The sequence below is a fragment of the Pseudooceanicola sp. HF7 genome, assembly GCF_011806405.1.
Taxonomy (GTDB): domain Bacteria; phylum Pseudomonadota; class Alphaproteobacteria; order Rhodobacterales; family Rhodobacteraceae; genus Pseudooceanicola.
The window spans coordinates 98,456-112,003 of the sequence record NZ_JAATOW010000007.1; the positions used below are offsets into that span (position 1 = coordinate 98,456).

The 13,548-nt window shown below is 65.4% G+C and carries 15 protein-coding genes; 12 read left to right on the forward strand and 3 right to left on the reverse strand.

The annotated features are described in order from the left end of the window. Positions 1 to 8: 8 nt before the first annotated feature. The 6 genes from HCZ97_RS05970 (at position 9) to HCZ97_RS05995 (ending at position 5,853) form a co-directional block, all read left to right on the forward strand. Entirely contained in the window at positions 9 to 809 is an 801-nt protein-coding gene (locus HCZ97_RS05970; RefSeq protein ID WP_167687768.1) for a cytochrome c oxidase subunit 3, read from the forward strand. 91 nt (positions 810 to 900) lie between these two features. Then, the gene (locus HCZ97_RS05975) at positions 901 to 1,587 is read left to right on the forward strand and encodes an SURF1 family protein (protein WP_167687769.1); all 687 of its coding nucleotides are present in this window, start codon (positions 901 to 903) and stop codon (positions 1,585 to 1,587) included. Further along, the gene (gene thrC / locus HCZ97_RS05980) at positions 1,584 to 2,972 is read left to right on the forward strand and encodes a threonine synthase (protein WP_167687770.1); all 1,389 of its coding nucleotides are present in this window, start codon (positions 1,584 to 1,586) and stop codon (positions 2,970 to 2,972) included. Before HCZ97_RS05975 ends, thrC begins: the two co-directional genes overlap by 4 nt. Then, entirely contained in the window at positions 2,969 to 4,231 is a 1,263-nt protein-coding gene (locus HCZ97_RS05985) for a pitrilysin family protein (RefSeq protein WP_167687771.1), read from the forward strand. Before thrC ends, HCZ97_RS05985 begins: the two co-directional genes overlap by 4 nt. Further along, positions 4,231 to 4,815 carry a GNAT family N-acetyltransferase gene (locus tag HCZ97_RS05990; protein WP_167687772.1) on the forward strand — a complete coding sequence of 195 codons (585 nt, stop codon included), beginning with the start codon at positions 4,231 to 4,233 and terminating at the stop codon, positions 4,813 to 4,815. Before HCZ97_RS05985 ends, HCZ97_RS05990 begins: the two co-directional genes overlap by 1 nt. Before the next feature lie 150 nt (positions 4,816 to 4,965). After that, entirely contained in the window at positions 4,966 to 5,853 is an 888-nt protein-coding gene (locus tag HCZ97_RS05995) for an MBL fold metallo-hydrolase (RefSeq protein ID WP_167687773.1), read from the forward strand. Positions 5,854 to 5,889: 36 nt separating this feature from the next. On the opposite strand, the gene HCZ97_RS06000 is transcribed toward HCZ97_RS05995, so the two are convergent. Together HCZ97_RS06000 and HCZ97_RS06005 are read right to left on the reverse strand one after the other, a co-directional pair. Continuing rightward, a complete protein-coding gene (locus HCZ97_RS06000) occupies positions 5,890 to 6,648 on the reverse strand; it encodes an EcsC family protein (RefSeq protein ID WP_167687824.1) in 759 nt (252 codons plus the stop codon). 206 nt (positions 6,649 to 6,854) lie between these two features. Next, positions 6,855 to 7,340, reverse strand: a complete 486-nt coding sequence (locus HCZ97_RS06005) for a GNAT family N-acetyltransferase (protein WP_167687774.1) — start codon at positions 7,338 to 7,340, stop codon at positions 6,855 to 6,857. 89 nt (positions 7,341 to 7,429) lie between these two features. Between HCZ97_RS06005 and HCZ97_RS06010 the strand changes: the two genes are divergently transcribed. Both HCZ97_RS06010 and HCZ97_RS06015 read left to right on the forward strand, forming a co-directional pair. Then, positions 7,430 to 8,035, forward strand: coding sequence for a flavin reductase family protein (locus HCZ97_RS06010; protein WP_167687775.1), 606 nt, complete (start codon positions 7,430 to 7,432; stop codon positions 8,033 to 8,035). A gap of 105 nt (positions 8,036 to 8,140) precedes the next feature. Continuing rightward, positions 8,141 to 8,788: a CatB-related O-acetyltransferase gene (locus HCZ97_RS06015; protein ID WP_167687776.1), complete on the forward strand. Its 648-nt coding sequence runs from the start codon at positions 8,141 to 8,143 to the stop codon at positions 8,786 to 8,788. Positions 8,789 to 8,885: 97 nt separating this feature from the next. On the opposite strand, the gene HCZ97_RS06020 is transcribed toward HCZ97_RS06015, so the two are convergent. Then, positions 8,886 to 10,514, reverse strand: coding sequence for a SulP family inorganic anion transporter (locus tag HCZ97_RS06020; protein ID WP_167687777.1), 1,629 nt, complete (start codon positions 10,512 to 10,514; stop codon positions 8,886 to 8,888). Between the two features lie 215 nt (positions 10,515 to 10,729). Between HCZ97_RS06020 and HCZ97_RS06025 the strand changes: the two genes are divergently transcribed. The 4 genes from HCZ97_RS06025 to HCZ97_RS06040 all read left to right on the forward strand — a co-directional run bounded on the left by HCZ97_RS06025 (position 10,730) and on the right by HCZ97_RS06040 (position 13,545). After that, positions 10,730 to 11,653: an S-methyl-5'-thioadenosine phosphorylase gene (locus HCZ97_RS06025; protein ID WP_167687778.1), complete on the forward strand. Its 924-nt coding sequence runs from the start codon at positions 10,730 to 10,732 to the stop codon at positions 11,651 to 11,653. A 120-nt stretch (positions 11,654 to 11,773) separates the two neighbouring features. Continuing rightward, positions 11,774 to 12,619: a M15 family metallopeptidase gene (locus HCZ97_RS06030; protein ID WP_167687779.1), complete on the forward strand. Its 846-nt coding sequence runs from the start codon at positions 11,774 to 11,776 to the stop codon at positions 12,617 to 12,619. A gap of 45 nt (positions 12,620 to 12,664) precedes the next feature. Further along, entirely contained in the window at positions 12,665 to 13,234 is a 570-nt protein-coding gene (locus tag HCZ97_RS06035; RefSeq protein ID WP_167687780.1) for an adenine phosphoribosyltransferase, read from the forward strand. A gap of 113 nt (positions 13,235 to 13,347) precedes the next feature. Then, positions 13,348 to 13,545 (forward strand): hypothetical protein, encoded by a 198-nt coding sequence (locus HCZ97_RS06040; RefSeq protein ID WP_167687781.1) that lies wholly within the window; start codon positions 13,348 to 13,350, stop codon positions 13,543 to 13,545. The last annotated feature ends 3 nt before the right edge of the window (positions 13,546 to 13,548 follow it).

A 13,548-nucleotide genomic window follows, 5' to 3' on the forward strand; every position in this document is an offset into this window, starting at 1 on the left:
AGAGCGATATGGCGCACGAAAAGAACCACGACTACCACATTCTCCCACCCTCGATCTATCCGTTCCTGGGATCGGTGGGCACCTTCATCATGCTGTACGGTGCCGTCCTGCTGATGAAGGACAGCGGCCCCTGGATGTTCCTGCTGGGCCTGTTGATCGTGCTCTACACGATGTGGGGCTGGTGGGGCGAGACCATCGCGGAAAACAAGGCCGGCGATCACACGCCCGTCGTCCGCATCGGCCTGCGCTACGGCTTCATCCTGTTCATCATGTCCGAAGTCATGTTCTTCGCCGCATGGTTCTGGAGCTTCTTCAAGAACGCCATCTACCCGATGGGCCCCGAATCCCCCATCGTGGACGGCGTCTGGCCCCCCGCCGGGATCGAGACCTTCGACCCCTGGCACCTGCCGCTGATCAACACGCTGATCCTGCTGTGCTCCGGTGCGGCGGCGACATGGGCCCACCACGCCCTGGTGCATGAAGACAATCGCAAGGACATCAAGTCCGGCCTGATCATCGCCGTGGCCCTGGGCCTGATCTTCACCGCCTTCCAGGCCTATGAATACAGCCACGCGGCCTTCGGCTTCGGCGGCAACATCTACGGCGCCAACTTCTTCATGGCGACGGGCTTCCATGGCGCGCACGTGATCATCGGGACCATCTTCCTGTTCATCTGCCTGATGCGCACCTACGCGGGTCACTTCACCCCGGACGATCACGTGGGCTTCGAAGCGGCGGCCTGGTACTGGCACTTCGTCGACGTGGTCTGGCTCTTCCTCTTCGCCGCGGTCTATATCTGGGGCGGCTGAACGTGACCGGCCCGGATCCTTCCGGGCCACCGAAGGATCATTCGGAAAAGGCGCGGGCGTTCCGCGCCTTTTTCGCTGAGAGGGGGACACCATGCGGGCAAGGCTGATCGGGGCCATCGTGATCGGGATCGCGGGGACTGCGATCCTCGTATCGCTGGGCAATTGGCAGGTGCGGCGCCTGCACTGGAAACTTGACGTCCTGGAGCAGATCGAATCGCGCATCGACGGACCGGTGGCGGATCTGCCCGCTTCGCCCGATCCCGAGCGGGATGAATACCTGCCCGTCGCGGTGACCGGCCGCTTCCAGGGAGAGCCGCTGCGGGTCCAGTCCGCGATGGAGGGGCAGGGCGCCGGCTACCGGATCATCCAGGGCTTTGATGCGCCCTCCGGCCCGCTGCTGATCGACCGCGGCTTCCTTTCGCAGGGACGCCCCCTGCCGCCCACGCCGGACGGGGAGGTCACCGTGATCGGTAACCTGCTCTGGCCCGATGAACAGGACGGCTTCACCCCCGATCCCGATCTTGACGAAGGCCTGTTCTACGCCCGCGACCTGCCCCGCATGGCAGAGGTCCTTGAGACCCGGCCGCTTCTGGTGGTGCGCCGCGAAGGGCCCGGCGGCGGCGGTGACCTGGTCGCCTTCCCCGTCGGAACCAGCGGAATCCGCAACGATCACAAGGGATATGCGGTGACGTGGTACTCGCTGGCCGCCGTATGGCTGGTCATGTCGGGCTTTCTGATTTATCGCATGTCGAAACAGTCGAAAGGCAAAGTGACGTGACTTACATCTCGACACGGGGCAAGGCGCCCGAGTTGACCTTCGAAGAGGCCATGCTGACGGGTCTCGCCCGCGACGGCGGCCTTTACGTGCCTGCCGAAATTCCCACCTTCTCCGCAGAGGAAATCGCGGCGCTTGGCGGGGTCTCCTACGAAGAGGCCGCCTTCCGCATCATGTGGCCCTTCCTGGGCAATGCCTTCGGGGCGGACGAGTTCCGCGCCTGCATCGCGCGCGCCTACGCCGGCTTCGGCCATGCTGCACGCGCGCCGCTGGTGCAGCTGGAACCGAACCACTTCCTGGCAGAGCTCTTCCATGGCCCGACGCTGGCGTTCAAGGACTTCGCCATGCAGCTCATCGGGCAGCTCTTCCAGGCGGCCCTGAAGAAATCCGGCAAGCGCGTGACCATCGTCGGCGCGACCTCCGGCGATACCGGATCTGCCGCGATCGAGGCCTTCCGGGGGCTGGACAACGTGGATGTCTTCATCCTTTTCCCCCACGGCCGCGTCTCCGAAGTGCAGCGCCGCCAGATGACCACGCCGGATGATGCCAACGTGCACGCCCTGGCGGTCGATGGCGATTTCGACACCTGCCAGGCGCTGGTGAAGGACATGTTCAACGATTTCGCCTTCCGCGACGAAGTCGGGCTGGCGGGCGTGAACTCCATCAACTGGGCACGGGTGCTGGCGCAGGTCGTCTACTACTTCACCACTGCCGTCAGCCTTGGCGCTCCCGAGCGCAAGGTCAGCTTCACCGTGCCCACCGGCAATTTCGGCGATATCTTCGCCGGCTACATTGCCCGCCGTGCCGGTCTGCCGATCGAAAAGCTGATCGTGGCCACGAACCAGAACGACATCCTGCACCGGTGCCTGACCACCGGCGAATACCGCCCCGATGGCGTGACGCCCTCGATCAGCCCGTCGATGGATATCCAGGTCAGCTCCAACTTCGAACGCGCGCTCTTCGATGCGCTGGACCGGGACGGCAATGCCGTCGGACAGCTCATGGATGAACTCAAGGCGGGCGGCTTTACCGTTCCGCAGGGCGCCCTTGGCGCGCTTCAGGATCTCTTTGCCTCTGGCCGCTGCTCAGAGGACGAGACCCAAGAGACGATCCGAGAGATGCTGGAACAGACCGGAGAGCTGCTTTGCCCGCATTCCGCCGTGGCCGTGAAGGTCGCGCGGGAAATGCGCGACAGCCACGTGCCGATGGTCACCCTGGCCACGGCGCACCCGGCCAAGTTCCCCGATGCGGTGGAAGCGGCCTCTGGCGTTCGGCCGGACCTGCCGCCGCGTATGGCGGATCTTTTCGACCGGCCCGAACGCGTGACCCGTCTGCCCGGCGACCTTGCCGCGGTCGAAAGCTTCATCCGCGAAAAGAGGGCTTCATGAGCGTAGAGCTGACCACCCTTTCCAACGGCTTCCGCATTGTCACCGAACATATGCCCAGCCTGCAATCGGCCTCCATCGGGATCTGGGTCTCTGCCGGCGGGCGCCATGAGCGGCCCGAGCAGAACGGCGTGGCGCATTTCCTTGAGCACATGGCCTTCAAGGGCACCAACAAGCGCAACGCCCTGCAGATCGCCGAGGTGATCGAGGACGTGGGCGGCTACATCAACGCCTATACCTCGCGTGAGGTGACGGCCTATTACGCCCGCGTGCTGAAGAACGACGTGCCCCTGGCGCTTGAGGTCATCGCCGACATCCTGCGCGACAGCATCTTCGACCCGCGTGAGATCGAGGTGGAGCGCGGCGTGATCCTGTCAGAGATCGGCCAGGCGCTGGACACGCCCGATGACGTGATCTTTGACTGGCTGCAGGAACGCGCCTACCCGGAACAGCCCCTTGGCCGGACCATCCTTGGCCCGGAAGAACGCGTGCGCGCCTTCACCCAGGCCGATCTGGCAGGCTTCGTGCAAGAGCATTACGGACCGGGCCAGATGATCCTGTCTGCCGCCGGTGCCGTGGACCACGCGGATATCGTGGCCATGGCGGAAAAGCTGTTTGGCGACATGAAAGCCCACGGTCAGCCCGACCTGGTGCCGGCCCGTTTCGTCGGCGGTGAGATCCGCCAGGTGAAACAGCTTGAGCAGGCCCATGTCACGCTTGGCTTCGAAAGCCCCGATTACCGCCATCCGGATGCCTATGCCGGCCAGATCTACGCGGCCGCCCTTGGCGGGGGCATGTCCTCTCGCCTGTTCCAGGAGATCCGTGAAAAGCGCGGCCTTTGCTACACGATCTTCGCCCAGGCCGGCGCCTATGCGGACAGCGGCATGACCACGATCTATGCCGGCACCTCCGGCGACAAGGTCGGAGAGCTTTGCAACATCGTCCTGGACGAGATGAAGCGCGCCGCCGACGGCATTTCCGAGGCAGAGGTGAACCGCGCCCGCGCCCAGATGAAGGCCGGTCTTCTGATGGGGCTCGAAGGGGCTTCCTCGCGCGCCGAACGGCTGGCCCGCATGGTCGAGATCTGGAACCGCGTGCCGCCCTTGGAAGAGGTCGTCGCCCGGATCGATGCGGTCACCCCCGAGGAGATCCGCGCCCATGCAGAGAAGATGGCGACCCGCGCGCCCATGGCGCTGGCGCTTTACGGGCCGGTTGCCAACGCGCCCGATTTCGCTGGGCTGACGGCCCGCCGCGCTGCCTGATGCTGCGCAACCGCCGCAAGGTCCGGATAGAGACGGAGCGCATGGTGCTCCGTCCGCCGGTTCATGCGGATTACCGGGAGTGGACGTCCCTGCGGCAGTCCAGCATGGATTTCCTGACACGCTGGGAACCCTCCTGGTCCGCCGACCACCTTTCGCGGCGCAGTTTCACGAACCGGGTCTACTGGGCGCAGCGCTCGATCACCGGCGGCTCTGCCGTGCCGCTGTTCCTCACGCGCCGCGACGATGAGGCGCTGCTGGGGGCCATCACCCTGGACAACATCCGGCGGGGGCCGTCCCTCTCGGGGACGCTGGGCTACTGGATCGGGGAAGGCCACGCGCGCCAGGGCTACATGCGCGAAGCGATCTCGGCCGTGGTGCATTACGCCTTCCACCGGCTGGACCTGAGCCGGATCGAAGCCGCCTGCCTGCCGGAAAACACCCCCTCGCGGCGGCTGCTGGAAAGCTGCGGCTTCAAGTACGAGGGTGTCGCGCAAAGCTATCTGCAGATCGACGGACGCTGGCGCACCCATGTGCTCTATGCTGCGCTGCGCATGGACCGGCGCGGGCGTACCGACGCGGGTTAAGCCGCTTTCTGACCAGATCGCGGGCGCTTTCCCCCTGGAAACACGCACAAACAGCGCCCAAAGGCCCGGTCACGGGCACGTGACCACCGCGGACCTGTACCCTCGGCTATCCTCAGCTGTGTCTGAAGCCATGCGGAGGAGCGTCGGACAATGCACCTGGTACGATCGAAAAACCTGCTGAGCGGGCTCGCACGGGGGCTGCGTACCCTCTGCCTGCTTGGCCTCGCCTTGCCGGGCCTGCTGGCAACCGCCCCACCGGCGGCGGCGCAGGGACGGATCAGCCATTGCATCGCCATTGCCGATGCCACCCCTGGCATGGAGTTCCTGCGCAAGGCCAGCTTCCGCGACCCGGTGCCGGACTTCTCTGTCAGGATCCGTTACCTGACCCATTCCGCCTACCTGATACAAAGCCCGGGCGGCGTCTCGGCAGTGACGGATTTCCCCGGCTACATTGGCACCGCGGATTTCCTGCCCGACGTGGTGACGATGAACCACGCCCATTCCTCCCATTTCACGGCCTATCCCGATCCGGCCATTCCCCATGTGCTGCGCGGCTGGTCCGACACTTTCGGCGAGGCGGCAAATCACCATAAAGAGGTCGGCGACATGCTGATCCGCAACGTCTCTACCGATATCCGCTCCTCCATGGGTGGGGTGGAAGAGAACGGCAATTCCATCTTCATATTCGAGGTCTCGGGCCTGTGCATTGGCCACCTTGGCCACCTGCATCACGAACCCAATGAAGAGCAGTACGCAGCCATCGGGCGGCTGGACGTGGTGATGGTCCCGGTGGATGGCGGGATGACGCTGGACACGGTTTCAATGACGAAGGTGGTGGAGCGGATTAAGAGCTCGATCATCCTGCCCATGCACTGGTTTTCCGGCGCCAGCCTGACTTGGTTCCTGAACCAGATCTCACCGGCCTTCGAGGTGAAGGTGCGGGACAGCAGCGAGATGGAGGTCTCGCTGCGCGACCTGCCTTCCCGTCCGACCATAATCGTGCTGCGCCCTGAGATCCTGTCCGAACCGCTGGAGTGAGAACCGCCTAAGCAGGCGCGGCGCAGGCTGGGGCCCTCAGGCGGCCCGGTCGGGCTTGCCGATGGGACGGCGCGTGACCTCTGCCCGCAGCGCCTCTGTCAGATCCGCCTGGGGGATATCCGTTTCTATGGCCAGCCGGCGCAGGCCAAAGTGGACCCGCGCGATCTCCTGGTAGTAATGCGAATAGGCGTAGTTCGTCGCGGCCCCGGCAGCGGCGCCCAGCACCGGCACCGTCTGTGCGGCCAGTTTGCGGCCAAGCGCCGTGGCCAGCTTCGGCGAGACGGCTGTGATCAGCCCGTGCACGCCCGCCCCAGTGACCGTCAGGCGAGAGGTCAGGAACCCGGTCTCAGCCCCCTCGTTGTGGCCCAGCGGCCCGGCAGCGGCAAAGACATGCAGGCAATCGAACTGGACGTTGGGCTCTGCGGGATCAAACCCATTCTCCGCCGCGACGCCCTGGATGGTTCGCAGCAGCATGGTCGTGGTCACGGGCAGCTCTGCCAGTGCCCCCGGCAGGCCGCCAAAGCCGCCCGCCGCCCCCAGCCCCGTGGTGACGATGCGGTTCAGCCAGTCCGGCTGGTCCTTCACCACGCCACGAGAACTTTGTGCAGCACGCAGCGCCGTCTCAAGCGCGTATTCCGTCGCGCCGTCCAGCCGGGACTTCACCCGCTTGGGCAGGCGTTCCAGCAGATCTTCGGCCCGGCCACCGATCAGGGCCAGGACCTGCAGACCCGGTCCACCCGCGCGGCGATAGCGCCGGGCCAGGACCTGGATCTCTTGGACCACTTCAGGGGGCATATGGTTGTCTTGGGTCACGTCATTCTCCGGGAAGCTTCCCTTAAGATGGGGGCGGAGCGGCCAAAGATCAAATCCAGCGTGTTCAGAGGCGATCCAACGGAGCGCGGCATGCGCCGCGCAAGCCATGCCCTGTCAGGGCTGCGCCCTCTGCCGGCCTGCGGCGGCATTCACCTGCCGGGCGCTACCCGCCCTCTGGCAGATACCTGTCAAAGCGCCCGCGTGACCTCGCCCCGCACACCGTCCCAGGCGCCGGGCATCAGCTCCAGTCCCAGCACGCGGTCCGGGTTCGTGGGCGGGGGCATCTGGACCCCGTCAAGCCGGGTGAAACCGAACCGCGAATAATAGGGCGCATCGCCCACCAGCAGCACCCGCTCCCAGCCCTTTTCGGCGGCGGCATGCAGCGACTGGTGGATCAGCAACCCGCCCAGCCCTTCGCCCTGGTGGGTGGGGTGAACGGCCACGGGACCCAGCAGCAGCACCTTCCGGTTCCCGATCAGCACCGGCCAGTAGCGGATGGCTCCGGCGACGATCTCTTGCCGATCCCGCGCGACCAGCGACAGCCCCTCGACCGGGGCCACGTCATCGCGCAGCCGGTAGGAACTGAGCGCGGTCCGCCCCGGCGCGAAACAGAGGTCATAGAGGCCCTCGACCTCCCACCAGTCGTCCTTGCATTCCGGAGTCAGTGCAAACATGCGTTTCGCTTCGCCTTTTTGGTGGAAAGCCCCCTAGCACGGGTTTAGACCACCTTCAAACGGAAGCCACCAGCACGAAGGAAGACGCAATGTTCTACAGAACCGCTGAAGGTCATCCCCTGCCGCACAACCCGTTCAAGGCCATCGTCGCGCCGCGCCCGATCGGCTGGGTCTCCACCCGTGGCAGTGCCGGGGACAACCTGGCGCCCTATTCCTTCTTCAATGCCGTGGCCGATGCGCCGCCGCAGGTGATCTTCTCCTCCACCTCGACGAAAGAGGACCGCGCCTACGGCAAGGACAGCGTGGCCCAGATCGGTGAGACGGGCGTCTTCTGTGTCAATATCGTCAGCTATGCCCTGCGCGACGCGATGAACATCAGCTCCGGGGCGCTGCCTGCCGGAGAGGACGAGTTCGCGGCCGCCGGGCTGGACAAGGCGGAATGCGACACCATCGACTGCCCGCGCGTCGCCGCGGCCCCCGCCGCGCTGGAATGCCGGATGCTGTCGATGACCACGCTGAAAGGGGACAACAATATCCTCGTCCTGGGTGAGGTCACCGGCGTGCATATCGACGATGCCTGCCTCAAGGACGGCATGATCGACGTGACCAGTTACCAGGTGCTGTCGCGCCTGGGCTACCGCGACTATGCCCGCGTGACAGAAGTCTTTCCCCTGCTGCGTCCTGGACAGAAATAGACGCCGCGCGCAATTTGGGATAAACTTGCCCGGCAAACGATGGAGGCTCCGATGGACAAGACCCTTTGAAAACCTGACGCACAGACGTTTTCAAAAGGAGGTCCCATGCCCTTTGCCCTTCCGGATGCACGCACCATCCATCCCATCACCCTGCAGGACGGCACGCCCCACGCCGGCACCGTCTTCCTGAAAGCCGTCATCGACCATCCGCAGATCACGGTGGGCGATTTCACCTATGCCTCGGATTTCGACCCGCCGGAGCCCCACGGCTGGGCCGCGCGCCTCGCGCCCTATCTCTTCGACTTCTCCCAAGACCGGCTGGTGATCGGAAAGTTCTGCCAGATCGCCCATGGCACCCGCTTCCTGGGCGCCTCGGCCAATCATGAGACACGCGGCCTCTCGACCTTTCCCTTTTCGGTCTTCGATCCCCAGACCCTGCCGGGCTACCAGCCCGACACCCGCGACATGATCATCGGCAATGACGTCTGGTTCGGCCATGGCGCAACCGTGCTGGCCGGGGCGCGGATCGGAAACGGGGTGATCGTGGGGGCAGGGGCCGTGGTGCGGGGAATAATCCCCGATTACGCGGTCGTCACGGGTAACCCGGCCCGCGTCGCGAAAATGCGCTTCTCACCGCAAGAGGTCGCGACCCTCAACAACCTGGCCTGGTGGGACTGGCCGCCCGAGCAGATCGCCCTGGCCCGACCGGCCCTGGGAGAGGGCGACGTCGCGGCGCTGGCCAAGCTCGCCTGATCTTCTTCTTGCCGGAAAAACTCAGGGGGGAAGGCAGGCCGCCCCCCAGGGGGGGACGGCCTGGCGGGGGGGGCAGCCCCCCCCTTCGCCCCTGTCTTCAGTGACCGCCCAGGATGCCGGTGCGCACGCCGTAGTCCACGGCAAGCTCGTATTCCGGGTCATCGGAGCTGTCGATCATCAGGTGACCGGCCTTCTTCAGCAGGTCATGGCAGTTGCGGCTGAGGTGGCGCAGCTGGATCCTCTTGCCTTCGGCCTCGTATTTCGCGGCCACGGATTCAATGGCCTGCAGGGCCGATTGGTCGACCACGCGGCTGGCCTGGAAATCGATGATCACCAGCGCGGGGTCGCCGCTCACGTCGAAGAGCTCCGCGAAACCGTCCGAAGAGCCGAAGAAGAGCGGGCCGTTCACCTGGTAGACCTTGGCACCCTCGGGGCTGACGTAGGTCGTGGCGTAGATGCGGCGGGCGTTGTTCCAGGCATAGGCCAGGGCAGAGACGATCACCCCGATCACCACGGCCGTGGCCAGGTCCGTCAGAACTGTCACGATGGTCACCAGCACGATTACCACCGCATCGGTCAGCGGCACGCGGCGCATGATCTTGAAGGAGTTCCAGGCGAAGGTCCCGATCACCACCATGAACATCACGCCCACCAGCGCTGCCAGCGGGATCTGCTCGATCAGCGGCGCGGCGAACAGGATGAAGCCCAGCAGACAGAGCGCCGCGAAGATCCCCGCGATCCGCGTCCGCCCGCCCGAGTTCACGTTGATCATCGACTGGCCGATCATTGCACAGCCGCCCATGCCGCCGAACAGGCCGGTCACCACGTTGGCCGCGCCCTGGGCCACGCATTCCTGGCTGGCCCCGCCGCGCTGGCCGGTGATCTCACCCACCAGGTTCAGGGTCAGCAGGCTCTCGATCAGGCCGACTGCGGCCATGATCAGCGCATAGGGCAGCACGATCTGCAGCGTCTCCAGGGTGAAGGGCACCATGGGGATGTGGAAGCTGGGCAGCCCCCCGGCGATAGAGGCCATGTCCCCCACGCGCGGCACGTCCAGCCCGAAGACGATCACGATGAAGGCGGTGATGGCGATACCGGCCAGCGGGGCCGGGATGATCCGCGTCACGCGCGGGATGTAATGGATGATCGCCATGGTCAGGGCGACAAGGCCCAGCATGATCATCAGCGGCCCGCCGGACAGCCATTCGCCCCCCGTGGCACCATGTCCGCCCACTTCGGCGGTGCCCGGCACCTTGAACTGGGTCAGCTGCGCCAGGAAGATCACGATGGCCAGCCCGTTCACGAAGCCCAGCATCACCGGGTGCGGCACCAGCCGGATGAACTTGCCCCATCGCATGAAGCCCACGAAGATCTGGATGATCCCCATGACCACCACGGCGGCAAACAGGTATTCCACCCCGTGCTGGGCCACCAGCGCGACGATCACCACCGCGATGGCCCCCGTCGCCCCGGAGATCATGCCGGGCCGGCCGCCCAGGATCGCCGTGATCAACCCGATGATGAAAGCGGCATAAAGCCCGACCAGCGGGTTGACCCCGGCGACAAAGGCAAAGGCCACGGCCTCGGGCACAAGGGCCAGAGCCACAGTCAGGCCGGAGAGCAGCTCGATCCGCACCCGATCAATGCTCAGCCCCTCCGTCGGGGAGAGCCGGAGATCCGGCAAGGTGATCCGTTCGGCGAAGGCCGAGAAGCTAGGCTTGGGCATAATGGGTCCTGGGGGTTGTCTTGCTGATTTCCTGATCGTGCCGCCCGGATAGCCTGTTTGCCGCATCGCGGCAAGTTTACCGGGCCGTTTCGCCCCTTCCGTTGCCCTGAAACCCCTTTCCTGCAAGCGGTCGGGCAATTCCGTTGCGGCCCGGCACTCGCCACGGCACAAATGCATCACGGCAGGCAAGACAGCAGGGAAGGCAGGGGCGCGTCATGGCAAAGTTGAAGCTGGCGGTGATCGGCGGATCGGGCATCTACGATATCGACGGGCTGGAAGGGGCCGCCTGGCAGCAGGTCGATACGCCCTGGGGCGATCCCTCTGACCAGATCCTGACCGGGCGCCTGGGTGGGCTCGACCTGGCCTTCCTGCCACGCCACGGCCGAGGCCATGTCCACGCGCCCACCGATGTGCCCTACCGCGCCAATATCGACGCGCTGAAACGGCTTGGCGTGACCCATGCGCTCTCCGTCTCGGCCTGCGGGTCGTTCCGGGAAGAGATGGCGCCGGGGGATTTCGTGCTGGTCGACCAGTTCATCGACCGCACCGTGAACCGGGAGAAAAGCTTCTTCTCCTCGGGCCTCGTCGCCCATGTCTCCATGGCGCATCCGGTCTGCGCGGACCTCGCGGCGGCGGCGGCCCGGGCCGCCCGTCAGGCCGGTGTCACCGTGCACGAAGGCGGCACCTACCTGGCGATGGAGGGGCCGCAGTTCTCCACCCTGGCGGAAAGCCGGATGTACCGCGAAAGCTGGGGCTGCGACGTGATCGGCATGACCAACATGCCCGAAGCCAAGCTCGCCCGGGAAGCAGAGCTGCATTACGCCTCTGTCGCCATGGTCACGGATTACGACAGCTGGCACCCGGATCACGGCGCAGTGGATATCAAGGACATCGTGAAGGTGCTGCAGGGCAACGCCGCCCGGGCGCGCCAGATGGTCCACAACCTTGCGGCGATCATGATGGGGCATGATCCGGCAGCGGAGGCGGAGCAAAGCGCCCCCCTCAACCCGGTCAGCTGCGCCACGGGCTGCGGCACGGCGCTGGACTACGCCATCCTTACCGCACCGGACAAGCGCGCCCCCAAGCTGAAGGCAAAGCTGGACGCGGTGGCCGGGCGGCTGCTCGACAAACCCCGCTGACAGGACCCGCTTCAGGCCCTGCAACGGGCACCGTGACGGGCGCCTGACGCAGCGTTAATCTGTGGCCCGAAGTATGCTACCCTGACGTGCATTCGTTCATGCATTTACAGGAGAGAGCACATGACCAAGGGCCAGATCCGCGTCCTGCAACGCAAGCTTGCAGAGCTCAGCCTTTACACGGGCAAGATCGACGGCATCGTCGGAAACAAGACCCTGGGCGCCATGGCCCGGGCCTTTGCCAAGCTGGACATCCCCTTGCCGCCGTCCTTCGAGGGCTGGAACAAGACCCGCCGCACCACCGCCTTCCTGCAAGCCTACGCCCTGTCCGAAGGGATCGAGGCGGGCGTGGTCGATGGCCTCTGGGGGCCGCAGACCGATTTCGCCTGGGTCTCCCTTGAGATGAAGCTGGCAACCGGCAAGATCCGCCAGTTCCGCGACGAGACCCCCGAGACCATCGGCAATCCGGGCGGCTTTCCCACCGAAACGCGATCGCAACAGGATCTGGTGAAGTTCTACGGCAAGCCCGGCACCCCGGATCGCAAATTCCAGCCCCCGATGGTGCGGGTCAGCCTGCCCTGGAAGATGAAGCTCGCCTGGGACAAGCGCAACAGCCGTTCCTTCCTCTGGGCGCATGAGAAATGCGCCGACAGCTTGGGCAGGGTCCTGCAACGGATCGACGGCGCCTATAGCGACGCGCAGAAAAGCGAGCTGGGGATCGACCTTTTCGGAGGGGATTACGCCCCGCGCAAGATGAAGGGGGCCAATCGCGCCTCTCTGCATTCCTGGGGCATCGCCTATGATTTCGACCCCGAGCGCAACGGCTTGGACGCCACCCGGCTGACCGCGCGCCTGGCCCAGCCCGATGCCATCCCCTTCTGGGAAGCCTGGGAGGCAGAGGGCTGGTATTCCCTCGGACGGATGCGGAATTTCGACTTCATGCATGTCCAGGCGGCCCACAGGCTATAAACGGCGTGACATTCGGCCCCTGTCTTGGCACCAAGGCCCGGTTTGATGTTGCACAGCCGAAAGGACGCTGCCGTGAAGGGCCAGGTGAAGACAGTCAGGGACTATATCCGCACCATTCCGGACTTTCCGCATGAAGGGATCCTGTTCCGGGATGTCACCACGCTTCTGGCCGACCCGCGCGGGCTGCGCCTGGCGGTCGACCAGCTGCTGCATCCCTATGCCGGCCAGCCCATCGACAAGGTCGTCGGGCTTGAGGCGCGCGGATTCATCCTGGGCGGCGCCATCGCGCACCAGCTGGGCAAGGGCTTCGTGCCGATCCGCAAGAAGGGCAAGCTGCCCGGCGCGACCATCGGGGAAAGCTACACGCTGGAATACGGCGAAGCCTCGGTCGAGATCCACAATGACGCCATCCAACCCGGAGAGAAGATCCTCCTGGTTGATGACCTGCTGGCGACCGGCGGCACGGCAGAGGCCGGGATCAAGCTGATCGAGCGCCTGGGCGGAGAGATCATGGGCTGCGCCTTCATCATCGACCTGCCGGAACTGGGCGGCAAGCAGCGGCTGACCGACATGGGCATGGATATCCATATCCTGTGTGAGTTCGAAGGCCTTTGACGTCGGAGTGCCGCGCGGAATTTTCGCGCGGCGGCCGGAAAACAGCCAAGACGTAAGGAAGCCTTAAGTCCTCTGGGGCTAGACATGGGTACCGGCTTTCAAGCCGGGCCTGCTTGCACAGTTCCCTCGGGGACAATCATCGCGTCCTGCCACTTCCCCCCTCGGCAGGGCGCGATTTTTTTGGCCTGCGCCACGGGTGGCCGCGCCCGATCACCCCCCTGGCGCGGGAACGCGCGGTCAGCCTGGCCCTGGACTTCGCGCAAAAGGTCCAGGCCCTGCTGGCAGAGATCGCGGCAATGACGCCGGGCTGACGG

Coding starts and splice junctions, on each gene's coding strand:
- HCZ97_RS05970 (WP_167687768.1), top strand. CDS start 9: ATGGCGCACGAAAAGAACCACGACTACCACATTCTCCCACCCTCGATC.
- HCZ97_RS05975 (WP_167687769.1), top strand. CDS start 901: ATGCGGGCAAGGCTGATCGGGGCCATCGTGATCGGGATCGCGGGGACT.
- HCZ97_RS05985 (WP_167687771.1), top strand. CDS start 2,969: ATGAGCGTAGAGCTGACCACCCTTTCCAACGGCTTCCGCATTGTCACC.
- HCZ97_RS05990 (WP_167687772.1), top strand. CDS start 4,231: ATGCTGCGCAACCGCCGCAAGGTCCGGATAGAGACGGAGCGCATGGTG.
- HCZ97_RS05995 (WP_167687773.1), top strand. CDS start 4,966: ATGCACCTGGTACGATCGAAAAACCTGCTGAGCGGGCTCGCACGGGGG.
- HCZ97_RS06000 (WP_167687824.1), bottom strand. CDS start 6,648: ATGCCCCCTGAAGTGGTCCAAGAGATCCAGGTCCTGGCCCGGCGCTAT.
- HCZ97_RS06005 (WP_167687774.1), bottom strand. CDS start 7,340: ATGTTTGCACTGACTCCGGAATGCAAGGACGACTGGTGGGAGGTCGAG.
- HCZ97_RS06010 (WP_167687775.1), top strand. CDS start 7,430: ATGTTCTACAGAACCGCTGAAGGTCATCCCCTGCCGCACAACCCGTTC.
- HCZ97_RS06015 (WP_167687776.1), top strand. CDS start 8,141: ATGCCCTTTGCCCTTCCGGATGCACGCACCATCCATCCCATCACCCTG.
- HCZ97_RS06020 (WP_167687777.1), bottom strand. CDS start 10,514: ATGCCCAAGCCTAGCTTCTCGGCCTTCGCCGAACGGATCACCTTGCCG.
- HCZ97_RS06025 (WP_167687778.1), top strand. CDS start 10,730: ATGGCAAAGTTGAAGCTGGCGGTGATCGGCGGATCGGGCATCTACGAT.
- HCZ97_RS06030 (WP_167687779.1), top strand. CDS start 11,774: ATGACCAAGGGCCAGATCCGCGTCCTGCAACGCAAGCTTGCAGAGCTC.
- HCZ97_RS06035 (WP_167687780.1), top strand. CDS start 12,665: ATGTTGCACAGCCGAAAGGACGCTGCCGTGAAGGGCCAGGTGAAGACA.